Origin of the sequence: Desulfosediminicola sp. (genome assembly GCF_048381775.1) — a bacterium.
Lineage (GTDB): Bacteria > Desulfobacterota > Desulfobulbia > Desulfobulbales > Desulfocapsaceae > Desulfopila > Desulfopila ganghwensis.
Genome location: NZ_JBLXGE010000014.1, coordinates 16791 through 43022, shown reverse-complemented (window position 1 = coordinate 43022; position 26232 = coordinate 16791). Strand labels below are relative to the sequence as shown.

Sequence of the window (26232 nt, the reverse complement as noted above, 5' to 3'; positions counted from 1 at the left end):
CCCGCGATTTTCGGCCTGGAAGAAACACGATTTCGACGCTGTATAATTTCAGCAGAATACATTAAGAAATATAGATGTCTCCTTAGATATTGTCAACGGATAAGTCATGTTAGGTGTTTGGGGTTGCTGCATGAGTGCCACAGGTTGCAGGGAGTATTAACGCAAATGTTGTGAGTAGTTTCGCTGTCAACCAACCATTTGACATTCCATTTATGATATTCTATAAATGTTCAATATAATTTGCAAGGGGTGGCTGATAAGCCTGAGATGATACCCTTTGAACCTGATCTGGTTAACGCCAGCGTAGGGATGCACGGATGATTGTTGTATTCATATCAGATTCTTCATCGGTTTTCGGCTGAGCAATCCCGCTCAGACATCTCTTTTTCTGTTGCCTCCTGTTTTCATTTAACGTGCCTGTAAACACCAGATTGTCATGGGCGTTTGCTGTGCAGATATTGCCAGCTCCAACGGCAATAATTTACCGAGGAGGGAACCAATGTCCCGGAACGGCACTCCTGCTGAACGTGCAGCAGAAAACTTGCAGAAAGTTCGAGCTAATAATCCGCTTATTCATAATATCACCAATTTTGTGGTGATGAATTCAACAGCCAATGTGCTTCTGGCGGCAGGGGCGTCGCCTGTCATGGCCCATGCCGAAAATGAGGTTGAGGAGATGGCCGGCTTTGCCGGAGCGTTAGTACTCAATATTGGCACCCTGACTGATGCCTGGGTCGATTCAATGGTGAAGGCCGGCAGGAAAGCGTCCGAATTGGGCACTCCGATAGTGCTTGATCCGGTTGGCTCGGGTGCAACTGCACTTCGTACTGCTGCCGCCAAACGAATTATTGCTGATACGCAGGTAACCGTGATCCGCGGTAACGCTTCAGAGGTACTGTCATTGCGTGATGCTGATTCTAAAACACGAGGCGTCGATGCGCTTCATTCCGTGGAAGATGCGGCAGGCGTTGCAGGGATTCTTGCCGGGGAGCTAGGAGTTACCCTGGCAGTTACCGGACCGGTGGATCTTGTTACCGATGGCATGCGGGTGCTTCGCGTTGAAAACGGGCATAAGCTGATGCCTTATGTAACGGGCACCGGCTGTGCGGCAACAACCATAATTGGTGCTTTCAATGCGGTAGACGATGATCCGGTCATGGCTACCGCCACAGCTTTGGCCTATTTCGGTCTGGCTGGAGAAATGGCAGGTGAAATATCCAAAGGACCGGGGAGCTTCATGGTCAACCTTCTTGACAGTCTCTACACAATTACGCCGGAAGATCTCCGCACAGGCTGTCGAATTTGTCCATGAACAAATTCGAGTCTTGCAGCATTTGAAAAGGAAGCACTTTATGAAGCTGAACTATTCAGTCTACCTGGTTACAGACCGGGAGATGGCCGGAGAGTGTAATCTGGCAGATATCGTGGTTGCTGCAGTCAGCGGTGGAGTAAGTTGCGTGCAGATAAGGGAGAAGAATCTGCCCACACGCCAATTTGTGGAGGAGGCAAGGGGGCTGGTTGAACATCTCAGGCCACTTGGGATCCCGCTCATTGTCAACGACCGCGTGGATGTCGCACTTGCATGCGATGCAGACGGTGTGCATCTCGGCCAGAATGACATGCATATAAAGGATGCCCGTTCTTTGCTGGGAGGCCAGAAGATAATAGGTATATCGGCGGAATCCCTGGCTGACGCCAGGCGGGCCGAGCTGGAAGGGGCTGATTATATCGGCATCAGCCCGGTCTTTGCCACAGCGACTAAAACAGATATTGCCAAGCCTCTTGGCCTGGGAGGGGTTCGAATAATCCGTGACAACGTACAACTGCCTCTGGTGGGCATTGGTGGGATCTCTGCTGCCAATGCAGCCGATGTCATTCAGCACGGCGCAGATGGTGTGGCGGTGGTTTCGGCGATCATTGCTGCTGAAAGTCCCGAGGCTTCGGCCCGTGAGCTATTGCAGCAGGTGACTTCAGCAAAAAGGATCGTTTAAGTATGCAAGAGTTTCATTTGCAAAGTTGTACCACTCCGCCTGCTATTCATTTTGACTCGATTTCCCTGTCGTTTGATGGAGAGTTATTGTTCAGCGATTTCAGTGCCACAATTGGGGCCGGTAGTTGTACCTGCCTGCTCGGTCCTAGCGGTTGCGGAAAGTCGACATTGTTGAAAATTGTATCAGGTAATCCAGACCTCAGTTACAGCGGGCGGGTTCACTTTAATGGCGTCGAAAATCCGGGGATCAGTTGGATGGCGCAGAGTGATTTGTTGCTCCCATGGCTGTCGGTGCAGGAAAATGTGCTTCTTGGAGCCAGGTTGCGCTCTGAAATAACCCCGGAGTTGCGCGAAATGGCGGGACACCTTCTAGATGAAGCGGGTCTTGCCGATCAGGGTGAGAAACTACCCGCCGAACTGTCTGGTGGTATGCGACAACGTGTGGCGTTGCTCAGAACCCTGTTGGAAGACAGGCCGGTAATCTTGATGGACGAGCCATTTTCGGCTCTTGATGCCCTGACCCGTTTGAAGCTGCAGAATCTTGCTGCCAGACTCACCAGGGGGAAAACCGTATTGATGGTCACCCATGATCCAATGGAGGCTATGCGTCTTGGTGACAAAGTGATGGTTTTGCGCGGACGGCCTGCAGGGCTTGTCGCCTCTATTGAAATGGATGGAGCAACACCGAGAAATCCTGAGGACGGTCAGGTTCAGCAGGGGTATGTGAAGTTGTTGAAGTTGCTTATGGAGGAGATATGAGAATCCTGCGCCCGGTTATTCTTGCTGCAGGACTTTTGCTCCTCTGGCAATTGGTGGTGGTGCTCAGCGGAGTGCCGAAGTTCATCCTGCCCGGGCCGATTCCTGTTGCCAGGGCGGTCGTAACGCACTGGTCAAGTCTGCAGGGCCATTTGCTCACAACTTTCAGCGAAATAGTGCTGGGGCTGATTATCGGAACCGTCCTTGGCAGCATATGTGCACTCACCATGTTTCTGCAGCCCCTGGTAAAACGCTGGCTTTTACCTGTACTCGTGGTGAGCCAGGCTATTCCGGTCTTTGCCCTGGCACCTCTTCTGGTGCTCTGGCTTGGTTATGGTATGGCGTCTAAAGTCGCCATGGCTGTTCTGATTATTTTCTTTCCGGTCACATCGTCGTTGTATTATGGGATGCAGCGTACGAACCGGGAGCTTCTTGAATTGGCGCGTATTATGGGAGCCCGGCCGCTCGCTGTACTGCGCTGGATTGTGATTCCTTCAGCTTTACCGGCCTTTGGTTCAGGCTTAAGGGTTGCGACCGCTGTTGCCCCGATAGGTGCGGTGGTTGGTGAGTGGGTCGGTTCAAGTTCAGGGCTGGGGTACTATATGTTGCATGCCAATGCCAGAATGCAGGTTGATGTGATGTTTGCCGCACTGCTGATTCTCGCTTTGGTGTCACTCGGTCTCTATTTCATTGTGGACAAGTTTGTTGTGTATATTCTTTTTTGGGAGAAAACAGATGGAAGTGTTTAAAAAAATACGTAATACCGTGGCGGCATTGACTGTTGCCGCAATCATTTTCCCGGTTCAGACTATGGCCGCAGAGAAGGTGACGGTGCTGTTGGACTGGTTTGTTAACCCTGATCACGCCCCGCTCTATGTGGCACTTGAGAAGGGGTACTTTGCGGAAAAAGGTCTTGAAGTCGAGCTTATCGCGCCAGCGAACCCTAACGACCCTGCCAAGCTGGTTGCAGCCGGTAAAGCAGATATTGCCGTATCATACCAGCATCAACACCATATGCAGGTCGAACAGGGATTGCCGCTGGTCCGTATTGCAACTTTAGTGGCGACTCCGCTGAACTCACTGGTCGTCCTGGAGGATGGGCCGATCAAAACCATCGCCGATTTAAAGGGCAAGACCATCGGCTATTCTGTTGGCGGGTTCGAAACCGTGCTGCTGAAAGTAATGCTGGAAAAAGAGGGATTGACGCTTGATGACGTAAAGCTGATCAACGTCAATTTTTCCCTTTCTCCTTCCTTGTTCACCGGTCAGGCCGATGCGGTTATCGGTGCTTTTCGAAACTTTGAATTGAACCAGATGGATATTGAAAAGCGTCCTGGCAGACCATTTTTCGTTGAGGAGAACGGTATTCCGGCCTACGACGAGTTGATTCTTGTAGCGAATAAAAACAGTCTTGCCGAGCCAAAGTTGAGAAAATTTGTCGATGCAGTGGAGATGGGGGTACAGTACCTGGTCAATCATCCTGATGAGAGCTGGCAGCTTTTCATCAAAGGGGACCGCAAAGATCTCAATGATGAACTTAACCGCCGGGCCTGGGTAGATACTCTTCCTCGTTTTGCTCTCCGTCCCGGAGCACTTGATAGTAAGCGTTACCGGGTGTTTGGTGAATTTTTAAAGGAGCAGGGAGTAGTCTCTTCGGTCCCTGAGCTTGAAAAAATTGCTGTAGAATTGCAGTAGCACTTTTAAACCGGGCTTGCCGCCTCGTGGTGAAGCCCGGTTTTTGTCTGATTTTCCCACCCTAATTTCTCCTGTCGGCTTCCCCAAAGGTCATCTTGAACTGAGTTCATATAACGGCGCGCCGCTAATCTTTGCCGGTACGTTGCATGGGGGGGCTGTCTCACTAAAAAAGGTGAGAGATCATGTCAGCTATCTGGATTATTCAAAAATTCAGGACGTTGCTGACAATGCAACGCCCTTACATTCCTGCTTCTACCGTTGGAAAATCGTTCAGGATAATGAAAGAGTGGCGCGGTATACATTTTGACCCGCGGGTGTTAGATGCTTTTTTCCAGGTACAGGCGGAATTTTGCATATAAAAGATTTGTATGTCGATCATGAGTTTGAGCAGTAAAAAAGGCGAAGCTGCCTGAGGGCAGCCCCGCCTTGAGGAGGAGGGAGTAAAATGAAGCAGAGTCTTTTTTACAACCTGTAGTGTTGATCTCTATCAGTTAATAGTGATCTGCTTAGGCTGTTGTTCTTCCGGTTTCGGAATTTCAAGTTTCAAAATTCCATTTTCATATTTTGCCACTACCTTGTCGGCGTCGATATCGAAAGGCAGGCTGAAGCTGCGCTCGAATTTGCCGTATGAGCGTTCTCTTCTGTAGCGGTTTTCTTCTGTGACGTTCTCGTTGACCTTACGCTCATAGCCGAGAGTGAGGTGTTTACCTTTCACATCGAGTTTTATGTCTTCTTTCGGGACTCCCGCCATTTCGGCCTCCACATGAATCACGCCTTCCTGTTCGTAGACATCAACATGCAGTTGGTTGTGCTGACGGGCGGTATTGCCGGTGATATTGAAAGTCGGGCCGAAAAAGTCACCGAAGAATCCGTCGAAAAAACGATCAATGTCAGTGTTTGGACGAACCACACGATTTCTTCCATGATTGTAACGTACGATGTTCATAATGTTCTCCTTTAGTATTGCCCTTGTCTCTTCATGTTCAACGTTCTTTTACGAGACAAGCAGTTTTGCTGGTTGCCATTGAGACACCATGTTTGGTTATTATTGGCTTTACCTCTGTACGTGAAATGGTAATAATAAAAATGTAGCTGTCAATAAACTAATGTTACTTTTTTTACACTGTCATAAAAGTAATATTTAAATATGAGAGGATTGCTGTCGGGGTAGAGTTGTGAGAAGAAAGAAAACATCAATAATATTAGAGATAACAGACGAATCAGCCCTGGGGATGAGAGGGCGGCAATCAGTCCGGACAACCTTCAAACTGTCTGAGAGAGCGATTACCGCTTTATCCATTTTGGCTGGACAGATGGGAATTAAGCAGAAATCATTGTTTGATCATCTTATGGATGACATCCATGCGCTCAAAACCATTGCCCGCGAGTTTGAAAATTTTCCGAAAAAAGACCGAAGAGTCACCAAAACATTTGTGATCTCAAGGAAAACTCTTGAGATACTTGAGGCAATTTCAGCCCAGTACAATACTCCACGTGACGCCCTTGTTGAATTTTCGATACAGCGGATTCTTCCATTGGTTGAGCGTGAAAAAGCAAGACACAGAAAACGGGTGGAAATCGAAACACATCTTGCTGAACATGTGCGGCAGAGTGCACGTCTGCTTCGGGATGCTGTTGAAGCACTTGGAGAAGAAGACCCGATTGTGCAGGAGATGTACTCGATGCTGCGCAGTAACGACCTGATATATAAACGCATCCGGGCCTATGTGGAAAAAGGCAAAAAAATAGAGGAATTTTAGCTGCTTTACCATTGAGGGGATATGAGTCAGGGGGGAGATGTATAGTTCGGTTTTAGTGGTAATCAGCGTCTCACCCGGCTCGCCAGGTTAAATTTGGATCCGAGCAGAATTGTAATGAGAAAAGCCCAATACAATTTTGATAGTTGGAAAAATTTATTTTTTTTGCTGTGCATACCCATCTGAAATGCGTGACCTGAATGCACTGTTGGCTGGGAGTGTTGTTATCACAGGTGTTTATTGAATAATTCGCTTGGTGAGAATCGAAGATCATGTAATGTGAGGGGGATTGAAGTCGTTAGAAATGAACGAAAGGTGTTGAAATTACATAATTATTTCGTAATATATGCCGGTGTCGCATTACGAAGTTTCACTGGGGGGAAGAACGTGATACGGAAGGCTCGGCAGGGTGAACACACCACACTCACATCAATATCTTTTCATTCCAAGTCTCATTGGGAATATCCTGAAAGTTATATGCAGGTCTGGCAGGATGAATTAACTATCACGCCGGAATACCTGGAAAGTCATCTGGTCTACGTGTTTGAGGAGGATGGGCGAGTGGTCGCCTACTATTCTCTGGTTGAACTGCTCTATGATCAGGAGTTTTCCTGTGTGACCCTGCAGCAGGGAGTATGGCTCGATCACATGTTTGTGCTGCCTTGTAAAATGGGGCAGGGGATCGGTCGGGAGCTGTTTGAACATTGCCTCGCTGTTTTAAAACATAACGGTTCGGAATCTCTCTTGGTCCTTGCTGATCCCAACGCTGCCGGTTTTTACGAGAAAATGGGTTGCACTTATGTCGAAGATTATCCTTCGACCATTGAGGGGCGTACCACCCCGCATCTTGAGTACCGGCTTACTGCGGTTGAACCAGCATAACTCTCTCTACTGATAAAAAATCATATTTATAACAGGGCAACGCGAACAGCCAGCCTGAATACATCCATATCAAGCTTAAGAGGTCGGTAATGAGAGAAGTTGTGCTCGCGGTACTGTGTCTTGTCGTGCTCACCGGGTGTGTGGTGGAGCAATCCGGGGAGGCTGTGGCGGTTCGAACCCCGGAGAGAAGTGTTGACTATCTTAACAAGATTAAGCCTATCCTCGATAATCGCTGTGTGGTGTGCCACAGCTGCTACAACTCTCCCTGCCAGCTCAAGCTGAGTTCCTGGGACGGACTGGATCGCGGTGCCAGCAAGGAGGCGGTATACAATTCCAAACGTCTCTGGTCCATGGAGCCCACGCGTCTCTTCACAGATGCGCAGACCACCGCCGAGTGGCGGGAGAAGGGTTTTCACAGCGTCACCGAGAGCAGCGCGGAAAGTGGGGAAAATAACTCCCCTCTGCTGAAGATTCTGGCTCATAAGCGCGATAACCCTGATAGCGCCTGTACAACAGATTATGAAGATCCCAGAAATTCCTATAAGCCCGAGGAAGATGAGCTCAGCTGCGCCGCCACTTCCATCGAGATGGATGAGTATCTAGAGAAACACCCGAATCGTGGGATGCCCTATGGCTTTCCGCCTCTAGAGAAAGACGAATTCCAGTTAATCAGTGACTGGCTCACCGCTGGCGGCCAGGGGCCAACAGAAGATGAGCATGCTCGTCGGGCAGCGATTGCGGAAGCGGATCTGGAGAATGTCGATAAATGGGAGGTGTTTTTCAACGAGCAGGACCCGAAGCATCGGATGACTGCCCGCTACCTCTACGAACATCTGTTTCTGGCCCATATCTATTTCAATGATAATGGAAATTTCTATGAATTAGTTCGCTCATACACTCCACCGGGTACGCCTGTCAGCGTGATACCCACCGTTCGACCGTATGATGACCCTGAAGTGGATCAGTTTTATTACCGGTTCAGGAAAATCTACTCCACCATTGTCCACAAGACGCATATGGTTTTCGAGCTGGGCGACAAGCAGTATGAGCAGTACCACAAATTGTTCATCAAGCCCCGTTGGCTGCGTGAACCGCACTGGGTTGGCTTTAATAAAAAGCAAAGCGCAAACCCGTTCGAAGTCTTTGAGCAGATTCCGCCCGAGTCGCGTTACAGGTTTCTGCTGGATAACAGTCACTACATAATCATGACCTTCATCCGCGGCCCGGTCTGCAAAGGGCAGGTGGCGCTGAATGTGGTGCGGGATCATTTCTGGTTGTTGTTCATGGATCCGGAATATGATCTTTCGGTGCAGCAACCGGGTTTTCTGCATGATCACCTCAAACTCACCAGAATTCCTACTGAACAGGGGAGTTTTTTCAGTATTTTCAAGTGGTACATGATTCCGCGTTATGAGCGTTACGCAGCCAGGTACGTAAGCGCAAGGCAGGATTATTATAATAAGAATTATGGAAATCGCGGTATTGGCTATGAGGCGATCTGGCCGGGGGATGACCAGGACGACAGCCCTGTGCTTACCGTATTCAGGCATTTTAACAGTGCCTCGGTCAGTAAGGGAGCGCTGGGTGATTTGCCCCGTACCATCTGGGTGTTTGACTACCCGCTACTGGAACGGGTTTATTATGCACTGGTGGCCGGATTTGATGTATATGGTTCCGTTGGACATCAGTTGGCTGTCCGGCTCTATATGGATAAGCTTCGTCAGGAGGGGGAGACTTACTTTCTCGATTTTCTGCCTGAAGAACAGCGGCCGAAGCTGATGGCAGACTGGTATGGCGGAATGAGTTTAAAAAAGCTGAAGTATACGCCATCGCTCATGCCGGCCGTTATCGATTTTGAATCTGAGAATCCAAAACGTGAGTTTGTTGAGCATGTTGTTCAAGATCGTATAAATCCGGCAACGGGAATAGCCTTTGACGAAAATTATCGGCAAGAGGGCGAAGATTACCCACCGCTGCCAACAACGTACACTTCGGAAGATGATTATATCCAGGGATTCAAAGCGGTATCTGCCTCGGGAACTTCATTTTTTAAATATGTGAAGGATCATAACGCTAATCTGGCGATGGTACGGATTCGGGTTTCGGAGAACCGTGATGAGGTTGTCAGCATGGTAATTAACCGCTGGCACGATGATGTCCGCACCCTGAGCCACGAAGATGATAAGCTCAATCCTTCGAAAGATACGGCTGATTTTATTCGCGGTTATATCGGTTCCTACCCAAATTATTTCTTTGATGTGACGCTGGCTGATCTACCTGATTTCTTAAAGACTCTGGAAGATTATGACCACAGTGAAGCAGCAATTAGAAAATTGTTGAAGTATGGTGTGAACCGGGCAGATGCGGATTTCTGGAAAGAGTATGATTGGTTTCAGGAAGATTTTTTGCAGAGTGATCCGTTGCGGGCCGGGCTTTTTGACCTGAACCGTTATTACCACCTGGCGGTAAAACGACCTGATGATCTGAAAGGCCGCTGATTTGTAAAAAGCTCAAAACAGCTCTGATAACCTACTATTAGGGCTGTTGTGTTCCGGTCAGTTCAACACGATTGCGACCATTCTGTTTGGCACTGTAGAGTGCTTTGTCGGCCGCTTTTATCAATTGGTCCTGATTATTGAAATCACTTGTCCAGGTTGCCACGCCTGCACTGATGGTAACATCGGTAGTAGTGCCATCGCTTAACTTGATTTCATGTTCTTCAACCGTCGCTTCTGTTGCAGTCCGAGATGGGCATCATCCAGTCGGTGATGACCATCTCGGGCTTCTCCTCGCGGGCCATTCAGTGCACCTATCTATTAGTTTGTCCGACCTTCTTCATGGTCAAAGGAGATGAGCCCCTGGATTCGATCCAGCTCTGCAAGTGCCTGGGCATAAATCACATGGGTCTGGTTCTCCTGGCTGAGAGCGTTTGAGTAGGCTTCCTGGGCGATGAGCACATCAAGGGTCGTTGAACGCCCGGCATCAAATTTAGCCTGCTCGGCCTCAAGGCGCTTTCTGGTGGCCAGACTGGTTTTGCGTGTCGCCTCAATGGCCTTGATTGCCAGGCGGACATCACGCACTGTGGTTCGTACTTCACGTATTACCTGAAGTTTCAGCAGTTCCAGGGAGGTTCTGGCCTGGGAATGAAAGGCTCTGGCCTGTTGCATGGCTCCTTCTGCGGCTGAGTTATCGAGCGGAAAGGTGAGGTTGAGGCCAACCAGCCATTGGGTATCACCATCGTCAAAACTGTTGTCAACAGCGCTACCATAACTATCATCCGTACCACCATATCCGAGACTTCCCACCAGATCGAGCTCGGGACGAAGGTCATCTTGGGCGACTTTTTCCCGCAGTCGGGCAGCATCCACATCAATCTGAGCTGCTTTTATATCCGGCCTGTTGTTCAAGGCATTATCGAGGATAATTTCCGCCGTCAGGGAGACCGGTTCAGTGTTAGGCGTGTCGATAGGGGTATATGAACTGTACCAGTCATCACTGTTTAAAAGCAGTTTCAGCTCATCATCGGCCACACCGATTGCCCTTTCGGCAGCGATGAGCTGCTCTTCTCTCAAGGCAACTTCCGATTGAGGCTGAAAAAGTTCCACCGGAGCGAGCTTGCCTGCGGCAATTTTGGCTTTTGTCTCCTCAAGCAGTTTTTCAGCCAGGGTGAGGGAGAACTGTTTAACTTCGATATCCTGTCTTGCGAAGACCAGAGTCCAGTAGCCGCTTTTTACCTGGGCCGCCAGATCAGCCGCCAGGCTGTTGACCTGAAAGGTCTCTGCCTCAAGGTCTCTTTCTGCGGCTTGAACAGGTGCCAGCTGGATATCCTGACCCCAGCCCCGCAGTAAGGGTTGAGTGAGCCCGAGGGAGAGACCTGAACTGAACATCGGGCTGAGGGTCTGTTCATCTACATCTGTGTCGAAGCGGTTGTTGTTCCAGCCAAGCTGCACTTCGGTACCCGTGGTGAACCGTTTAATAAGAGAGATATCCAGGTTCGCATCTTCTTCAACTTCGGCGCCTCCTGGGAAAATAGGGGTACGCTCACTCCTGGCCACATCTGCTTCACCAGTGATGAACTTGTCGAACCTGCTGCCGGCAATGCCGACGGCACCCGCGGCAGCCTTGACGTTCTCTTTTTGCAGCATCAGGTTCAGGTTATTTGCCAGGGCCTGCTCCACAGCATCACGGACAGTGAGAGGAGTAGTACCATTGTCCATGGCCGAAGCGGTGACAGGAGCCAGCAGCAGGAGGCCGAAGAAGAAATGAAATATAGGTCGGATCATAACGATTTATCCTTCTGTTGAGCTGGTTCGCCAGCTAAATAATAATAAGGCTTCCAGTAGAGGTAGCGAAGTCGTGCCATCACTTGTTGAGAGATAGTGCCAAATCGACTGATGAGATAATACAGGGTTGGTACCACGACCAGAGTCAGGAAGGTTGAGACAATGAGACCGAAAATGACCACCACAGCCATCGAACGCCACCACTGACTGGACTCACTTACCCAGGAGATAGACCAGCTATGGAAATCGTATGAGATGCCTGTCACCATCGGGATCAGTCCCAGTATGGTGGTGATTGCCGTGAGCAGAACCGGACGAAGACGGGTGGCACCTGCAGATATTACGGCATCTCGCAGGGCATAACCGCGCTCACGCAGTTTGTTGGTGTAGTCGATCAGGACAATAGCGTTGTTGACCACTACACCGGCCAGAGAGATAACTCCCACGCCGGTCATAATTATGCCGAAAGGCGATTTGAACAGTGTCAACCCGAGAAAAGCACCGCCAAGTGAAAGAATCACCGAGGTCATGATAATAAATGGCTGGCTGACCGAGTTGAACATGGAGACCAGGATCAAAAAGATAAGCAGCAGTGCCACAGCGAAGGCTTTTGTCAGAAAGTCCTCTGATTCCTGCTGGAATTCGAACTCACCTGTGAATTTGATCTTGTAGCCCGGCGGCAGGTGGAACTGCTTGAGCAGCTCTTCCGCCTCTTCCCGTGCTACGGGACCTGGTTTGTGGATTTCGTTGACGTTGGCCTTTACGGTTACCACCCGTTCATTGTCGATACGGTTAATGTTGCCGATGGTTCCCGCGAAGGTAACCTCGGCAATGGTTGACAGCGGAACCAGCTGGCCGGAAGGCGTCGGCAGCATGAGCTCGTGGAGGATGTCCACCATTTTACGATCAGACTCCTGCAGTTGCAGGGTGATGTCATAATCTTCATCTCCTTCTCTATACGATGAGATTTCCAGACCATTGTAGGCGCTCTTCAAGGCGAAGCCGACCCCATCGGTGGTCAGGCCGAACAGGGCAGCCTTCTGGCGATCCACGATAACCTGTACGGAGGGTATACCTTCGACAAAATCATCGCGCACGTCTTCAACGTGGGGGATGCGGACCAGATACTCCTTTATGCGTTTGGCTATCTCACCGAGCACTGCGAAGTCGTCGCCGGAAATTTCTATATTGATGGGTGAACCGGTGGGTGGACCCTCTTCTTCCATGGCGATGGTGATCTCACCGCCGGCAATGTCTCTTACCCGTGCGCGAATATCGTCCACAGTGTCATGGGAGCTGCGCCAGCGTTCATCCAGCTCTAAAAATCGTACGCCGATATGGTTCGGGGTGTTGGCGGAAAAGGCGGAGGAACCGCCACTTGAAACCACCCCACGGGTGTAGACGTTTTTGATGTTTTTCAGGTCGCTCGGGCCGTAATACTCATCACCGTCTGGTTTTTCATACAGTTTTGGGGCAAGTGCCTGCAGGGAAGAAACAGGGGCGCCGCGTTCATCGAGTGTGCCGGGGGCAACGCCGGCAATTCCGAATTCGACGCGTTCGATAATCTTGTCGATATAGTCAAGATCAGCCCCTTCCGGTACGTCAATATTGACGTACATGCCTTTAGGTTCTATTTCCGGGAAAAATTCAACGGGCTTTTCCAAACCTATCACCAGTTGCCAGCTCTTGAACATGACGATCAGGATGCAGAAGGCAACACCGATTATGGCGAATGGCCGGTCAAGTGCGTTTCTGAGGATCCGGCTGTAATTCTTGAGCAGAAACCCCTCTATTTCAGCTGGCTGTTCTATGGCTTTGGCAACCTCTTCGGCGTTTTTTGGGGGTTCACTGCCCGTGGCAGGGCTCTTTACTTTCATAAAGATCGAAGCCATTGCCGGGTTAATTACCATGGCCACGAAGAGGCTTGCCGAGAGGGTGACGATCAGGGTAAGAGGCAGATAGCTCATGAATTCACCCATGATACCCGGCCAGAAGAGGAGTGGCGAAAATGCTGCCAAGGTAGTGAGGGTGGAACCAATTACCGGATAGGCAACTTCCGATGTGGCGCGCATGGCTGCCTCCACCCGGCCTACACCTTGCTCCATGAAGCGGTAGATGTTTTCGACGATAACAATGGCGTTATCGACAAGCATACCCAGAGCCAGGGTCAGACTGAAGAGTACCACCATGTTGAGAGTAATGCCCATAAGGTACAGCGCGGTGAACGAGAGCAGCATGGAGAAGGGGATGGCAAGACCTACCAGCAGGGCGTTGCGGATACCCATAGCGAAGAAGATAACAATCATCACCAGTACCAGACCTGAAAGAATATTATTTTCGAGATCGGCAACCATCAGCTCAATATCCCTGGACTTGTCCATGACTTTGGTGATTTTGGTGCTGGAGGGCCAGCTGGCCTGGTCTTCGCTGATTATTTCATCAATCTTCTTGCTGATACTGATGATGTTCTCACCAGAGCGTTTTTTCACCGTTATATTGACGGCAGAGCGACCATCGAGCCGTGAGCGGCTGGCTTCTTCCTTGAAACCGTCAACGACCTGGGCAACGTCTTTGAGGTAGACAGGTTGTCCCTGGTGCGTGCCGATGATCAGGCCGTAAATTTCTTCGGGTGTCTCGAATTCACCAGGGACCCGTAGCTGAAATCGACCGCTTCCCAGGCGAATGTTACCACCCGAGGTGTTCTGGTTCTCGCTCTCCACCGCCTGTTGCAGGGAACCGATGTTCAGCCCGTAATAGGCGAGTTTTTCAGGGTGAACTTCAACCCTGATTTCCCGCTCCAGGCCGCCGGTGACCTCAACTTCCAGCACGCCGGTGACGCCTTCAATATCGTCTTTGAGATCGTCGGCAATATCCTTAAGGCATGGCAGACCGCAGGTTCCACTGAGTGAGTAGACCACAATGGGCATTTCGGAGAAATTGACTTCAAAGACTGAGGGGTCATCTTCCAGGTCACTGGGCAATTCGCCTAATGCTTCATCAACCTTGTCCTTTACATCCTGGATCGCCTGGTCTATATCGGTGCCGGTCACGAACTCAACGTTGATGGACGAGAGCCCTTCGGAGCTGACCGACTGAAGTTTTTTAAGTCCTTCCAGTCCTTTGAGTTTTTTCTCGATCTCGATGGTGATGCTGGTCTCGATATCCGAAGGCGATACTCCTCTGTAACTGGTGGAGACGAAGACATTGGGAATGGTGATGTCCGGGTCACTCTCCCTCGGCAGCACCTTATAGGAATAGGCGCCGAAGATGATGAGCATTACCGCCAATACGGCAACGGTCGTACTCTTTTTGACCGCAGTATCAGAGATTATCATAGCTTCAGATCCTCCAGGCTGGTAGCCGCCTTCACAACCCGTACCTGTTGCTGGTCTTCCACATCCCTGTGACCTTCGACGACCAGATGGTCACCGAAATCAAGCCCTTCAGTTATCTGCACCAGCCATTTTTCCATGATGCCCAGTCGGACATTTCTCTTCTCGACGATACCGTCTTGTTCGACGAAGACGAATTGCTCATCATTTCTTGAAATTACACTGTAAAACGGAATGGTGACAGCATTGTCAATTCTGCTTTTAACGATGTCTGCCCGCACGAACATTCCGGGTAGAATCCGACCGTCATTATTCTCGATCTCCAGCTCCATCATGTAGAGTCTCGCCACTGAGTCAGGGGATGGTGAGATGAAATGGGTCGTACCGTAGATTGTCTCGTTGCCAAGCGCCTGTATTGTCAGTGCGATCCTGTCAAGCTTACGTATTTTATTGACATCAGACTCGGGGATGCCGATGACAGCCTTGAGCCGATCGATTTCGAGGATATCCGCTATAGGGTCCCCAACAGAGAGCAGCAGGCCAACTTTGGCATCGAGCTTTTTGATAACACCGTCCATGGGGGCAGTGATGGAGCAGCGCGACAACTGTAGTTCTGCGTCGGCCAGATCTGCCTTGGCGGTTTGCATGTTGGTCTTACGGGTTTCAATCTCAGCCGTAGGGATCATACCCTTGGTGTAAATAGACTGATCCCGTTCAAAATCAGCTTTGGCCTGGTTGTAGGCAGCCCGGGCACGATCGAGGGCGATGCGGTAATCCGCTTCTTCTATCAGGGCGAGTACATCACCTTTTTGCACCCGGGCACCTTCATGGACCAGGACTTCAGTGATCGAACCGTTGATCTTGGCCAGAAGTTGCAGTTCGGTCCAGGGTTCGATCGAGCCCGGCAGGTTAATGCGGTCGGATATGGTGCTGGGAGAGAGTTCGAGGGTGATGGTGTTGACCGGTGGTTTTTCCTGACTGATAGCGGCAGCCTTGCCGGCGGCTATGGATTCATCCTTACTCTTTACTGCGAATGCAAGATACACTATCAGCACGATCATAAAGAGGAGCATGAAGCGAGGCATATTGCTCCAGATGAAGTAGACGACTTTGCCTCTCGTGGAGTGAGGTGGGTGCGGCGTAGTTTCCATGACTGCTTCCTTTGCTGAAATTGTGTTAAGGTACGACTGTCTGCTGCCCTCGTCTTTGTTGAGTGCTAAGGGGCAATTTGGATTGTGATATTATCGTTCAATGGATGTCCCAGGTGGTTGTAACCCATTCAAAGCGTTGCTGAACAGTGTGGTTAAAGCTTCTTCCGCGGTTTGGTCGCCGAGCAGATCTGAGTACCAGGCGTGAACCAGCAGGATGAAGAGGCTGAAAAAATGTCCGCAGAGATGGAGGAGTTTCATGTCTGCTCGAAGTTCACCCCTCTGCTGGGCGCGGCTGATTATAGGAAAGATCATATCGAGGAACTTGTTCTCCAGCTCTTTGTGGTTCAGCACCATCTCTTTTTTGGGAAAGAGCATCTCCTGCATATAGAGTCGGCCAAATTCAGGCGTTCGAGTCACATATTCGAACTCAGCTAAAAATATTGTGACCAGTTGTTCGAGCACCGGGGCATCCGGGTTGGTTTTAGTGTTCAGCTGTTCATGAACATACTCCAGTTCACCCTCGCAGAAGGCATTGAGAATATCCTGCTTGGTACTGAAGTAGCTGTAAACCGTTCCCTTGCCCACACCCGCTTTTTGAGCGAGTTGAGAAATGCTGGTTGCTTCGAAACCATTCTTGCCAAACAACTCAATCGCTGCATTGAGTATGGCTTCTCTGGTTTTCCGCTTCTTTTTTTCTCGTAACGACACCATAAATCCTATACAATTTCATAATATTATAAAAATGACCATGGTCGACTTTTATCGTTGTTGTCAGGTAATGTCAAATAAAAAATGACCGCGGTCGACTTTTTGTGGACTTTGAATATTTCCTTGATATAGCGTTTTATTTGTAAAGTCGTTGTCGGTCATGGCTGGTGTTGCGGTCGTGTAATATCTTCCGGGCAGGAAAAGAGTGTGTAGTTATTTAAGTAAATTGTTATATTCGGTGCCTGTTGCAGCACAATCAGAACCCTATGTGGTATTAATAACTTCCATTTCCTCTTTCAGATAACGTAAATTTTTGCCATGGAAATTCAGTCTCTGGTCAGTCAATGGATAGGGCAACTCGCCGATCTTTTGCCGTTTGGTTACGCTTTTGGTGCCGGAATGGTTTCGGCCGTGAATCCCTGTGGATTTTTCATGTTGCCGGTCTATATGACCTTATATCTGGGATCAGAGGAGGCAGGCTATCTCGAACAGACTTTTCTGACCAGGGCCCTGAAGGCTACCTGGGTTGCGGTCATGGTCACTTTGGGGTTTGGTCTGCTCTTCGGTGCGGTAGGTGTGGTGATTTCCATCGGAGGCTATTATTTGATGGGCATTATGCCATGGTTCGCGGTTGCCATGGGAGTTTTGCTCGTCGCGCTTGGTTTATGGCTGTTGATGGGTAAGGTGATTTCCTTCCCCCTGGCATTGAAATTGGTTGATAAGGTTGGTGATCTCAGACAGATGAACAGCAAAGGCTTTTTTGTTTTCGGTTTGGCCTTTGGCGCGACATCATTGGGTTGTACTTTACCTATATTTCTCGCTGTGGTCGGCAACTCCATGACAGCCGGCAATGTCAGCGCAGGCCTGCTGCAGTTTCTCAGCTATGTGTTGGGGATGGGGTTGGTGATGCACACACTCACCCTGGGGATAGCCCTCGTAAAAAAGCGGATGGTTCTGGGGACCATGAGGCGGGTTGTGCCATATATCCACAAAATTTCAGCTATATTTTTGTTGACTGCAGGTGGATATATCATTTATTACTGGGCTTCCAGCGGTCTTCTCATTTCATCTTGATAATTGTTCCCTATCACCAGCTTTGCCCGGTAGTATAGATCTGATTACAGGTCGATACTGGTGGGCGTGGTACTGCCTTGAGGTAAATTTTCAATGAACACTCAACTGGGTGTCTTTTCTGCAATAGCTGCCTACGTACTTTGGGGAGTTTTGCCGGTATACTGGAAGCTTTTGCAACAGGTTCCTGCCCATGAAATTCTCTGCCACAGAATGTCGTGGTCGTTGCTTTTCACTATCGGCCTGATCTTTCTGCTGAAACGCTCGCGTTCCCTTCTTGAGAATTTACGTGATAAAGAGAGTGTGAAAATATCGATTATGGCTGCTGTTCTGCTTGGTGGTAACTGGTTGCTTTATATTTGGGCGGTTAATGCCGGCCACGTTATCGAGGCCAGTCTCGGCTATTTCACCAATCCTCTTATCTCTGTGCTGTTCGGGGTGATTTTTCTGAAGGAGAATATGCGCAGAGCCCAGGCTGGAGCATTGCTGATAGCTGCGGTTGGCGTACTCTATCTCACAATTTATTATGGCAAATTTCCCTGGATTGCCCTGAGTCTTGCCTGTAGTTTTGCGCTTTACGGGTTGTTGCACAAAAAATCCTCAACTCCGGCGCTTGAAGGTCTCTGTATGGAGACCATGGTACTTTTTGTCCCTGCTACAATGTTGTTGCTGTTCTGGGAAAGCAATTCCACAGGTTCCTTCGGCCACATCGGGCTTTCCGGCTCGTTGCTGCTATTCGGCACCGGTGTGATTACTTCTCTGCCATTGTTGTTATTTGGTTATGCCGCCCAGAATATCTCTTTGACCCATCTTGGATTACTGCAATATATCGCACCGAGTATTAGTCTGGTGCTTGGGATTTTCGTGTATCACGAGCCCTTTCCAATAAGCAGAATGATCGGCTTTGTCCTGATCTGGAGTGCGTTGGCGTTGTATATGATGGAGAGTATTATGCTGAGCCGTCGCCAGAAGCGGGCCATGACTATCCAGTCATAATAATGAAGTGGCCGTTTAAGTGCAGTTACGCTACTTTGTCAAGCAGGGCGTCTATGGTATCGTAGAACATTTGGATGTCGACGGGCTTTTCAAGATAGGCCTGGAATTCAGGAAAACGCAATCGGGTCTCTTCTATGCCGTCGCCGGAGATGGCGATAACAGGAATCTGCGAGGTTTGAGAATTGTCCCTGAGTTGTTTCAACACCTGGTCTCCCTGTATATCCGGCAAGCTGATATCAAGCAGGATGATATCTGGAAGATATGTATGGGCAAGGCACAATCCTTCCCTCCCTGTTTCAGCGCTGATAAGCTCGAGGTCGCTTCGTCGGGCGATAAGGAGTTGAACCAGTTTTCTGTTTGCCAGATTATCTTCAATATAGAGAACAGTTGCCATGTGTCTCTCGTACTTTTCACTGTTCATGGAATATAGCAGTTAATGCTTCCCTATAGTTATCCGTATCAAGATCAGCAGACCGAGTCAAGTAGGGTTGAAAAAGCATGTTAATCCTGCCTGGATGATGTGTTTTAGTCAGTTCACAGATACAATTATTACCGTAAAAAATGGAATATCAATATCTTCAGATAGCAGACGATCTTGAGCGTAAGATACGCGCAGGTAATTTCAGGGCGGGTGAAAAACTGCCTTCCTTGAGGAGTCTCAGAGCCCAGACAGGCCGGTCAATTTCCACAGTGTACCAGGCGTATAACGAGCTTGAAGACCGTGGGGTGGTGGAGGTTCGGGAAAAATCCGGATTTTATGTAAAGCCGTTGCTGGAAAAGGTGTTGCCGCGTCCGGTGCAGGAAAAACGGATAATCCGGCCGCATCAGGTCACCATTAATACCCACTCGACCATGCTGCAACAGTATATCAGTAACCCGGATATGCTGCCCATGGGGACAGCAATTCCTGCTCCTGAGTTGCTGCCGTTGAAACAACTGGGCCGGGAGGTCCGGGCCGTTGCCGCCGGCTATATGACAGGCGACATGATAGGCTATGGCCACCCGATAGGTGTGCCGGCCCTGAGAAAGGAGCTGGCTAAACGATCTGTGGGGTATTTCAGTCGCGAGCGGGGAGAAGAGATCATCGTATCAGGAGGCTGTATGGATGCCATAGCTCTCTGTCTGCGGGCGGTGGCTCGTGAGGGAGACGTGATACTCATCGAGTCTCCCACGTTTCTCTGCTATCTGCAGCTCATTGAAGATCTCAACATGCGGGCGCTGGAGGTGCCGGTGGATTCTGAGCATGGTTTTGATCTCGATGAGCTGGAGCAGGTGCTGGGAGAACATGATGTGAAGGCCGCGCTGGTGAATGTCAGTGCCCATAATCCGCTTGGCTACGTGGTGTCTAACGAGGGTAAAAAGAGGATGGTGGAGATTATCACCGGCCGTGGTATCCCGCTCATAGAAGATGACATTTATGGTGATCTCTACTTTACCGAGACGCGGCCAAGGCCTTTAAAAAGCTTTGATCGTGAGGGGCTGGTTCTTTATTGCTCATCTTTTACCAAATCGCTGGCACCCGATCTGCGAGTCGGCTGGACTATTCCCGGTCGTTTCAAGGAGAAGGTCAAGCGCATCAAATTTAACTCTACAGTCAGCAGCTCACAACTCAACCAGGAAGTCGCAGCACGCTTTCTGGCAACCGGAGCCTATGAGCGGCACCTGCGTAAAATGCGCGCAACGCTCAAAAAGCAGGCCGCGAATATGATGCTGGCGGTGGCCAGATATTTCCCCGACGGCACAAGGGTTTCCGCACCGAAGGGTGGGCTTTGTCTCTGGGTGGAGCTGGACAAACGGGTGGACAGTCAGCAGCTCTTTAAACTCGCTGCCAGGGAAAATATCGCCATAGTGCCGGGGGATCTTTGCTCGGTCACCGATCGTTTCAACCACTGCATCCGGCTCAACTACGGCTTTCCATGGAACGAGCGGCTTGAAAGCGGTGTGAAGCGGTTGGGCGAACTGGTGCGGGATGTGATTGAGCAGGGGTAGCTGTGCTTCCCCTGCAGGCAGAGCATTATCCGACCTCGAGTTATTTCTTCAGTTCTGGATATTCGGTACAAAGGTAATGTGTGGGTGGCTCATCTTCCTCGATTGTGGGAAAGCGTCCAATCTCATCATAGAAGCGGTTGTCGTTGGCATCGTCGTTGACATCTGAAACTTCACCTACCATCACGGTACCACCACCTTCTCGTCCGTAAAAGGTATGGTACACGTACGGCTCAAGGCAGATCGACTCGCCGGGGGTGAGCACCACAGTACCGCCGGGGGCAACTTTCCTGCGTATGCCATCGATTGTTACTTCAAACTCCTTATCTGAGAATTTGTCATTCTCATCAGCCAGATAAAGTTCAACGACCAGATCTCCACCACCACGGTTGATAATATCTTCCCGCTTATTCCAGTGGAAGTGCCAGGGGGTCATCTGATTTTCCTGCACCACCATGATTTTTTCGGCATATCCTTTAGGGTAGGTCTCACGGTTGCCATAATTGCCATTACGGATGGTAAAGAGCAGTAAACCGGTGTTGGGGAAGTCTCCCTTGCCGTAATCAGTCACGTCCCAGCCGAGGCCGTTATCTAAAATCTCACGGGCTTCTTCGCCTACCTGCTGCCATTGTTCTGGTGACCAGAGGGCGAATGGCGGCAATTTAAACTGCATGCTTTCAAAAAGAGCAATGGCGTCCAGTATACTGTGATTTATTTCAGAACGTTTCATCCTAATAGAACCCTAAAAAGAGATTGACAGTTTTCCTTATCGTTCACTATAGTGACATTTATGCAAACGATTGCGGCAACGTTTGCGAAAGTTATTATAGCCGAGTTTTCATGAGCTGCCGAGTTTTTTTGCGGAGAACCGGCTTTGCCTTTTGCTGGTGTTATGCATTTCCTGTTGGAAAGGGAAACCGGTTTTCAGATAGTGGTCTTGTGTTTGGGTAATTCGAGTGCGCGAGTCTGGCGATACGCAAAAAGCACGTAGGTTTGCCATGGCGATGTTTCGTGCTTTGTGCGTTAAGGCAGCGGCGAGAGGTAAAACAACGTATGGAAAACGCTGAATTTCTGGAACGTCCCCACCGCCGTTTCAACAGGCTTACCGGAGAATGGGTTCTGGTCTCTCCGCATAGGGCGAAACGACCCTGGAGCGGCTTGAATGAAGAACCGGAAAAAGGTAAAGCCTCTCAATACGATCCTGATTGCTATCTGTGCCCTGGTAACGTGCGTGCCGAAGGGGCCGATAATCCACAATATACTTCCACCTTTGTTTTCACTAACGACTTTGCGGCGCTGTTGCCTGAAGATGGCACCGGATCCGCTTCAGATTCAGATGACCTGTTGCGGGCCGAGCCTGAAAGCGGTATCTGCCGTGTGATCTGCTATTCTCCCCGCCATGACCTGACCGTTGCCCGGATGTCGCAGGAGATGGTGCTGGCCATCGTTGATACCTGGCAGAGGGAGTATGCGGAACTGGGGGCACGGTCTGATATTAATCACGTCCAGATTTTCGAGAATCGGGGGTTGATAATGGGCTGTTCAAACCCTCATCCCCACGGACAAATCTGGGCAAACCAGACTATCCCCACTTTGCCTGCAGCCGAGGACTGTCAACAGCGCAACTACCTCCGGGAAAAAGGCAAATGCCTGCTCTGTTCTTACCTGGAGCGTGAATTGACGGAGGGGGAACGTATCCTCTTTGCCAACGATTCTTTTGTGGCACTTGTCCCGTACTGGGCGGTCTGGCCATTTGAGACTATGATTCTGCCAAGACACCACCGCTCGTCTATAAATAATCTGACCCTGACAGAAAAGAATGATCTCGCTGAGATGATGATTCGCCTTGGCATCTGCTACGACAACCTTTTTCTTTCTTCTTTCCCATATTCCATGGGGCTGCATCAACAACCGACAGATGGTGGAGACCACCCGCATTGGCACTGGCATATGCATTACCTGCCGCCACTGTTGAGGTCGCAGACCGTGCGCAAGCACATGGTGGGGTATGAGTTGCTGGCAATGCCGCAACGGGATATTACCCCGGAGTCTGCAGCAGAACGTTTGAGAGGGCTTTCGGTACGTCATTATACGGAGAAAATAGCATGATCGGCCGTCTGGATAAGCTAAAGTCCAAGGTTGTTTCCGGCGATCTTGATCGTGATTTTATCAGTCTTTATGGCAGGGAAGCCCTTGGTGAGCAGAAGCAACGATATCTCCGGCTTCTTGAAACTATGCTCAGCCAGCGACCGGAAGCACAGGGACTCATGGTGAGTGCCCCGGGCAGAACGGAGCTTGGCGGCAATCACACAGATCATAATCATGGCAATGTATTGGCTGCTGCGGTCGATCTCGACTGCGTGGCTGCGGTTACCCCGATAAAAGACTCTGCAATTATCATCGATTCAGAAGGGATTACAGAAGAGATCAGGGTGGATCTCAGTGAGCTGCAGCCGGTTGTTGGTGAGGAGGGCAGCGCACGATCGCTGGTTCGTGGCATGGCTGGCATGTTTCGGGCAGAGGGTGGAAAGGTCGGTGGCTTTCATGCTTGTCTGCATGCCACGTGCAGGCCCGGCACCGGTCTCTCAAGTTCCGCCGCTTTTTCGGTATTGGTGGGGGGGATTCTCAACCTGCTGTACAATGATGGCAGCTTCAGTGCTGAAAAAATTGCCATCATGGCCCAAAGCGCTGAAAATCGCTATTTCGGTAAGCCCTGCGGTTTGATGGACCAGATGAGCAGTGGTGTAGGGCGGATCACCGCCATCGATTTTGCTATGCCGCAGGCTCCGAAGATCAGGCGAATCAGGGTGCCGGATGATCTTTTTGGCTATTCTCTGGTGGTGGTCGATACAGGTGGCAGCCATGTAGAACTTACTCCGGAATACGCAGCTATCCCGGAAGAAATGCAGGCGGCGGCGCGGGTGTTGAACCAGCCGGTGGCCCGTGGTCTGAGCGTACTGCAGGTATTGGCTGCTATGCCGGAAATCCGCCAAAAGGCCGGGGACAGGGCTGCACTCAGGTTGTTGCATTGTGTGGAGGAGAATGAACGCGCTGTAGCCATGGCCCATGCGCTGGAACGTTCTGATTTTGAAAAATTTCTGCAGCTCGCGGCAGATTCAGGTGAATCTTCGGCAATGTTACTGCAGAATTGCGCTTCACAGAAGTCAACAACTGAGCAGGGAGTGCTGCTGGGGCTTGCGCTGAGTAAAAGATTTTGTCCGAATGGCATCTGCCGGGTGCATGGTGGCGGTTTTGCCGGAACCATACAGGCCTATATTCCTGCCAGGGAACTTGCCGACTACAGACGTCGAATGGAGCATGTCTTTGGTTTAAACAGTGTTATTTCAGTGCACATAGGCCGACCGGGAATCTGTGGTATCGGTATGGACGGGCTTGAGCAGGTCTGGTGTGAGTGCGAAGAGAAGAACGATGCATAGGCGCCATGTGACCATAAATGATCTGGCAAAAAAGCTGGGCTTGTCACCGTCGACGGTGTCGCGGGCTTTACGCAATCATCCGGACATAAGCAAAGAGACCAAGCAGCGGGTACTGGCCATGGCGACCAAAACCGACTATCAACCAAATCTGATCGCCCAGAGTTTGCAGAATCGCCGCTCCAATAATATCGGTGTGGTGGTTCCGGAAATTCGCAACACATTTTTCTCCACGGTCATCAGTGGCATAGAAGAGGTGGCCTATGAGGCTGGTTACACCATTATGGTCTGTCAATCTGCAGATACTGTTGCCCGCGAGGTGCTGAATATCAGGGCACTGGCTGCAAACCGAGTTGCTGGCATGCTGGTTTCCATCTCTCAGGAGACCACCAGTTACGACCATCTGGAGCTGGTGGTGCGGCAGGGAATTCCTCTGGTTCTCTTTGACCGGGTGGCTGAAGATCTCAAGGTGAGCAGGGTCATCGTCGATGACTACAAGGGTGCCTATGAGGCCGTGCAGCATTTGGTGGAACGTGGTAGAAAACGAATTGCGCATATCGGTGGTACCAGGTCCATGTATGTTTCCCGAGCCAGACGGCAGGGTTATGAAGCCGCGCTTCGGGACAATGGACTGCAGGTGTCGGACGACTATATACTTTATGCAGGCTATCATGAAGAGGATGGCCGCAGAGCCGCCGAGAGGCTGATGAGTTTACCGGAACCACCGGATGCGATCTTCACAATCAATGACCCGGTGGCGATCGGGGCTTTTGTATACCTCGATGAGGTCGGGGTGAAGATCCCTGATGATGTTGCTTTGGTGGGATTTTCCAATAATCCGAATACCGCTCTGGTACGACCGAAGCTGACCACCGTCAATCAGCCGGCGTTTGAAATTGGCAGAAGAGCTGCGGAATTGCTGTTGAAGAATCTCACTTCCGAATCCGCTCCTGCAACAGAAACCATAGTCTTACCAACCACTCTGGTGGTGAGAGAATCTACATGAACGGGGATATCCCCTTAAAGAGCAAATATACGTACTCCGGAGTTACCAAATGGCCCAGGTGGAGTTGAAAGAGGTTATAAAGCGGTTTGGCAGTACCCAGGTTGTTCATGGGGTGAATCTTGCCATTGAAGATAATGAATTCATCGTTCTTGTCGGTCCGTCCGGTTGCGGTAAATCAACAATTTTACGTATGATTGCCGGGCTTGAGTCTATTAGCGATGGGGAGATCTGTATCGACAACAAGCCGATCAGCAAAATGGCTCCCAAGGATAGAAACGTGGCCATGGTCTTCCAGAACTACGCTCTGTATCCACACATGAACGTCTTTGACAATATCGCCTTTAGCCTGAAGATGGCCAAAGAGACCAAAGACGAGATAAAGAGAAAGGTACAGGAGGCTGCCGAGATTTTGGAGCTGACCCCGTATCTGCATAGAAAACCTGCGGAGCTTTCCGGTGGTCAGCGTCAGCGTGTTGCCATGGGCCGTGCCATTGTACGTCGGCCGAGTGTCTTTCTTTTCGACGAGCCACTGTCAAATCTCGATGCCCAGTTGCGCACCCAGATGCGTATGGAGCTGAAAAAGCTCCACCTGAAGATGCAGACCACCACCATCTATGTCACCCACGATCAGGTGGAGGCGATGACGCTGGCCGATAAAATTGTCATTTTAAAAGACGGCTATATCCAGCAGGTTGGTTCGCCGGTGGACGTTTTTGAACGTCCGGCAAACAAGTTTGTTGCCGGATTTATCGGTAATCCGCCCATAAATATTCTGGATGGTGAGTTAAGCGGCTCAGGTGGTGAGACCCGGGTAAAAATGGGTGAACTGACCTTACCGGTACCTGTTGTACCGGATTGTGCTACCCCCCGGAGTGTTCTGGTTGGTATTCGCCCCGACGCGATCAAGAGAGGGGATGCGATTCATAGATTCCCGGAAGAGTGGCGAATAGAGGTCGAAGTGATTGTATCAGAGATTCTTGGTGGTCAGTCCCTGCTGGAGTTCAGTGTGGGGGGCATTAACATGATCGCCGAGTTAGAAGGCAGAGTTGTTGCTCGTCCAGGTGAAAAGATGGAGTTGGGATTTGATTTGAATCGACTGCTCTTTTTCGACCCGGAAACTGAAGAGGTATTGAAGTAGAGATGTGACAATCATATGTCGCCATTGGCGGTATGGGTGATCCTGCC

General features: G+C 50.2%; 22 protein-coding genes, 1 pseudogene and 1 riboswitch. Of the genes and pseudogenes, 15 read left to right on the top strand and 8 right to left on the bottom strand.

What is annotated here, in order from left to right; genetic code table 11:
* The first annotated feature begins 235 nt into the window (after window positions 1–235).
* A riboswitch (TPP riboswitch) is annotated at window positions 236–327 on the top strand.
* Between the two features lie 172 nt (window positions 328–499).
* Genes thiM through ACN5NT_RS19695 form a run of 5 tightly spaced genes read left to right on the top strand, consistent with a single transcriptional unit; the run spans window position 500 to window position 4441 of the window.
* Window positions 500–1312, top strand: coding sequence for a hydroxyethylthiazole kinase (gene thiM / locus ACN5NT_RS19715; protein ID WP_419176600.1), 813 nt, complete (start codon window positions 500–502; stop codon window positions 1310–1312).
* 40 nt (window positions 1313–1352) lie between these two features.
* Complete coding sequence (gene thiE / locus ACN5NT_RS19710) at window positions 1353–1991, top strand: thiamine phosphate synthase (protein ID WP_419176599.1); 639 nt, start codon at window positions 1353–1355, stop codon at window positions 1989–1991.
* Between the two features lie 2 nt (window positions 1992–1993).
* The gene (locus ACN5NT_RS19705; protein WP_419176598.1) at window positions 1994–2749 is read left to right on the top strand and encodes an ABC transporter ATP-binding protein; all 756 of its coding nucleotides are present in this window, start codon (window positions 1994–1996) and stop codon (window positions 2747–2749) included.
* On the top strand, window positions 2746–3495 hold the full coding sequence (locus ACN5NT_RS19700) for an ABC transporter permease (RefSeq protein WP_136796829.1): 750 nt from the start codon (window positions 2746–2748) through the stop codon (window positions 3493–3495). Before ACN5NT_RS19705 ends, ACN5NT_RS19700 begins: the two co-directional genes overlap by 4 nt.
* Window positions 3482–4441: an ABC transporter substrate-binding protein gene (locus ACN5NT_RS19695; protein WP_419176597.1), complete on the top strand. Its 960-nt coding sequence runs from the start codon at window positions 3482–3484 to the stop codon at window positions 4439–4441. Before ACN5NT_RS19700 ends, ACN5NT_RS19695 begins: the two co-directional genes overlap by 14 nt.
* 487 nt (window positions 4442–4928) lie before the next feature.
* Here the strand turns inward: ACN5NT_RS19695 and ACN5NT_RS19690 are convergent, their stop codons facing one another.
* Window positions 4929–5387 (bottom strand): Hsp20/alpha crystallin family protein, encoded by a 459-nt coding sequence (locus ACN5NT_RS19690; protein WP_136796827.1) that lies wholly within the window; start codon window positions 5385–5387, stop codon window positions 4929–4931.
* Between the two features lie 229 nt (window positions 5388–5616).
* Here ACN5NT_RS19690 and ACN5NT_RS19685 point away from each other — a divergent pair, with 229 nt between their 5' ends.
* The 3 genes from ACN5NT_RS19685 (at window position 5617) to ACN5NT_RS19675 (ending at window position 9578) form a co-directional block, all read left to right on the top strand.
* A complete protein-coding gene (locus ACN5NT_RS19685) occupies window positions 5617–6201 on the top strand; it encodes a hypothetical protein (RefSeq protein WP_419176596.1) in 585 nt (194 codons plus the stop codon).
* Between the two features lie 384 nt (window positions 6202–6585).
* The gene (locus ACN5NT_RS19680; RefSeq protein WP_136796825.1) at window positions 6586–7080 is read left to right on the top strand and encodes a GNAT family N-acetyltransferase; all 495 of its coding nucleotides are present in this window, start codon (window positions 6586–6588) and stop codon (window positions 7078–7080) included.
* 89 nt (window positions 7081–7169) lie between these two features.
* Window positions 7170–9578, top strand: a complete 2409-nt coding sequence (locus tag ACN5NT_RS19675; protein WP_419176595.1) for a fatty acid cis/trans isomerase — start codon at window positions 7170–7172, stop codon at window positions 9576–9578.
* 37 nt (window positions 9579–9615) lie between these two features.
* On the opposite strand, the pseudogene ACN5NT_RS19670 reads toward ACN5NT_RS19675, so the two are convergent.
* The 5 genes and pseudogenes from ACN5NT_RS19670 to ACN5NT_RS19650 form a co-directional block, all read right to left on the bottom strand.
* Window positions 9616–9801, bottom strand: a pseudogene (locus ACN5NT_RS19670) (GGDEF domain-containing protein); the annotation flags it as partial.
* Window positions 9802–9896: 95 nt separating this feature from the next.
* Window positions 9897–11363, bottom strand: coding sequence for a TolC family protein (locus tag ACN5NT_RS19665; RefSeq protein ID WP_419176594.1), 1467 nt, complete (start codon window positions 11361–11363; stop codon window positions 9897–9899).
* Window positions 11360–14698 (bottom strand): efflux RND transporter permease subunit, encoded by a 3339-nt coding sequence (locus ACN5NT_RS19660; RefSeq protein WP_419176593.1) that lies wholly within the window; start codon window positions 14696–14698, stop codon window positions 11360–11362. The genes ACN5NT_RS19665 and ACN5NT_RS19660 overlap by 4 nt, the downstream gene beginning before the upstream one ends.
* A complete protein-coding gene (locus ACN5NT_RS19655) occupies window positions 14695–15846 on the bottom strand; it encodes an efflux RND transporter periplasmic adaptor subunit (RefSeq protein WP_136796821.1) in 1152 nt (383 codons plus the stop codon). Before ACN5NT_RS19655 ends, ACN5NT_RS19660 begins: the two co-directional genes overlap by 4 nt.
* 90 nt (window positions 15847–15936) lie before the next feature.
* Window positions 15937–16557 carry a TetR/AcrR family transcriptional regulator gene (locus tag ACN5NT_RS19650; RefSeq protein WP_419176592.1) on the bottom strand — a complete coding sequence of 207 codons (621 nt, stop codon included), beginning with the start codon at window positions 16555–16557 and terminating at the stop codon, window positions 15937–15939.
* A 315-nt stretch (window positions 16558–16872) separates the two neighbouring features.
* On the opposite strand from ACN5NT_RS19650, the gene ACN5NT_RS19645 reads away from it, so the two are divergent.
* Window positions 16873–17628, top strand: coding sequence for a cytochrome c biogenesis CcdA family protein (locus tag ACN5NT_RS19645; RefSeq protein ID WP_419176591.1), 756 nt, complete (start codon window positions 16873–16875; stop codon window positions 17626–17628).
* 93 nt (window positions 17629–17721) lie between these two features.
* Window positions 17722–18621 (top strand): EamA family transporter RarD, encoded by a 900-nt coding sequence (gene rarD, locus ACN5NT_RS19640; protein ID WP_136796818.1) that lies wholly within the window; start codon window positions 17722–17724, stop codon window positions 18619–18621.
* A 25-nt stretch (window positions 18622–18646) separates the two neighbouring features.
* Here rarD and ACN5NT_RS19635 read toward each other — a convergent pair whose 3' ends face one another.
* Window positions 18647–19015 (bottom strand): response regulator, encoded by a 369-nt coding sequence (locus ACN5NT_RS19635; protein ID WP_419176590.1) that lies wholly within the window; start codon window positions 19013–19015, stop codon window positions 18647–18649.
* A 167-nt stretch (window positions 19016–19182) separates the two neighbouring features.
* On the opposite strand from ACN5NT_RS19635, the gene ACN5NT_RS19630 reads away from it, so the two are divergent.
* Window positions 19183–20610 (top strand): PLP-dependent aminotransferase family protein, encoded by a 1428-nt coding sequence (locus ACN5NT_RS19630; protein ID WP_136796816.1) that lies wholly within the window; start codon window positions 19183–19185, stop codon window positions 20608–20610.
* Between the two features lie 40 nt (window positions 20611–20650).
* Here ACN5NT_RS19630 and ACN5NT_RS19625 read toward each other — a convergent pair whose 3' ends face one another.
* Entirely contained in the window at window positions 20651–21337 is a 687-nt protein-coding gene (locus ACN5NT_RS19625) for a D-lyxose/D-mannose family sugar isomerase (RefSeq protein ID WP_419176589.1), read from the bottom strand.
* A 323-nt stretch (window positions 21338–21660) separates the two neighbouring features.
* On the opposite strand from ACN5NT_RS19625, the gene ACN5NT_RS19620 reads away from it, so the two are divergent.
* Genes ACN5NT_RS19620 through ACN5NT_RS19605 form a run of 4 tightly spaced genes read left to right on the top strand, consistent with a single transcriptional unit; the run spans window position 21661 to window position 26185 of the window.
* Window positions 21661–22716 carry a UDP-glucose--hexose-1-phosphate uridylyltransferase gene (locus ACN5NT_RS19620; RefSeq protein WP_419176588.1) on the top strand — a complete coding sequence of 352 codons (1056 nt, stop codon included), beginning with the start codon at window positions 21661–21663 and terminating at the stop codon, window positions 22714–22716.
* The gene (locus tag ACN5NT_RS19615) at window positions 22713–24044 is read left to right on the top strand and encodes a galactokinase (RefSeq protein WP_419176587.1); all 1332 of its coding nucleotides are present in this window, start codon (window positions 22713–22715) and stop codon (window positions 24042–24044) included. Before ACN5NT_RS19620 ends, ACN5NT_RS19615 begins: the two co-directional genes overlap by 4 nt.
* The gene (locus ACN5NT_RS19610; RefSeq protein ID WP_419176586.1) at window positions 24037–25047 is read left to right on the top strand and encodes a LacI family DNA-binding transcriptional regulator; all 1011 of its coding nucleotides are present in this window, start codon (window positions 24037–24039) and stop codon (window positions 25045–25047) included. Before ACN5NT_RS19615 ends, ACN5NT_RS19610 begins: the two co-directional genes overlap by 8 nt.
* 49 nt (window positions 25048–25096) lie before the next feature.
* Window positions 25097–26185 (top strand): ABC transporter ATP-binding protein, encoded by a 1089-nt coding sequence (locus tag ACN5NT_RS19605; RefSeq protein WP_136796812.1) that lies wholly within the window; start codon window positions 25097–25099, stop codon window positions 26183–26185.
* The last annotated feature ends 47 nt before the right edge of the window (window positions 26186–26232 follow it).

Bases quoted from the DNA above. Each gene is read 5' to 3' on its own strand.
- ACN5NT_RS19650 (WP_419176592.1), bottom strand. From the start codon at position 16,557: ATGGTGTCGTTACGAGAAAAAAAGAAGCGGAAAACCAGAGAAGCCATA.
- ACN5NT_RS19625 (WP_419176589.1), bottom strand. From the start codon at position 21,337: ATGAAACGTTCTGAAATAAATCACAGTATACTGGACGCCATTGCTCTT.
- ACN5NT_RS19615 (WP_419176587.1), top strand. From the start codon at position 22,713: ATGATCGGCCGTCTGGATAAGCTAAAGTCCAAGGTTGTTTCCGGCGAT.
- ACN5NT_RS19665 (WP_419176594.1), bottom strand. From the start codon at position 11,363: ATGATCCGACCTATATTTCATTTCTTCTTCGGCCTCCTGCTGCTGGCT.
- ACN5NT_RS19655 (WP_136796821.1), bottom strand. From the start codon at position 15,846: ATGGAAACTACGCCGCACCCACCTCACTCCACGAGAGGCAAAGTCGTC.
- rarD (WP_136796818.1), top strand. From the start codon at position 17,722: ATGAACACTCAACTGGGTGTCTTTTCTGCAATAGCTGCCTACGTACTT.
- ACN5NT_RS19675 (WP_419176595.1), top strand. From the start codon at position 7,170: ATGAGAGAAGTTGTGCTCGCGGTACTGTGTCTTGTCGTGCTCACCGGG.
- ACN5NT_RS19660 (WP_419176593.1), bottom strand. From the start codon at position 14,698: ATGATAATCTCTGATACTGCGGTCAAAAAGAGTACGACCGTTGCCGTA.
- ACN5NT_RS19620 (WP_419176588.1), top strand. From the start codon at position 21,661: ATGGAAAACGCTGAATTTCTGGAACGTCCCCACCGCCGTTTCAACAGG.
- ACN5NT_RS19645 (WP_419176591.1), top strand. From the start codon at position 16,873: ATGGAAATTCAGTCTCTGGTCAGTCAATGGATAGGGCAACTCGCCGAT.
- ACN5NT_RS19695 (WP_419176597.1), top strand. From the start codon at position 3,482: ATGGAAGTGTTTAAAAAAATACGTAATACCGTGGCGGCATTGACTGTT.
- ACN5NT_RS19690 (WP_136796827.1), bottom strand. From the start codon at position 5,387: ATGAACATCGTACGTTACAATCATGGAAGAAATCGTGTGGTTCGTCCA.
- ACN5NT_RS19635 (WP_419176590.1), bottom strand. From the start codon at position 19,015: ATGGCAACTGTTCTCTATATTGAAGATAATCTGGCAAACAGAAAACTG.
- ACN5NT_RS19705 (WP_419176598.1), top strand. From the start codon at position 1,994: ATGCAAGAGTTTCATTTGCAAAGTTGTACCACTCCGCCTGCTATTCAT.
- thiE (WP_419176599.1), top strand. From the start codon at position 1,353: ATGAAGCTGAACTATTCAGTCTACCTGGTTACAGACCGGGAGATGGCC.
- ACN5NT_RS19700 (WP_136796829.1), top strand. From the start codon at position 2,746: ATGAGAATCCTGCGCCCGGTTATTCTTGCTGCAGGACTTTTGCTCCTC.
- ACN5NT_RS19605 (WP_136796812.1), top strand. From the start codon at position 25,097: ATGGCCCAGGTGGAGTTGAAAGAGGTTATAAAGCGGTTTGGCAGTACC.
- ACN5NT_RS19610 (WP_419176586.1), top strand. From the start codon at position 24,037: ATGCATAGGCGCCATGTGACCATAAATGATCTGGCAAAAAAGCTGGGC.
- ACN5NT_RS19630 (WP_136796816.1), top strand. From the start codon at position 19,183: ATGGAATATCAATATCTTCAGATAGCAGACGATCTTGAGCGTAAGATA.
- thiM (WP_419176600.1), top strand. From the start codon at position 500: ATGTCCCGGAACGGCACTCCTGCTGAACGTGCAGCAGAAAACTTGCAG.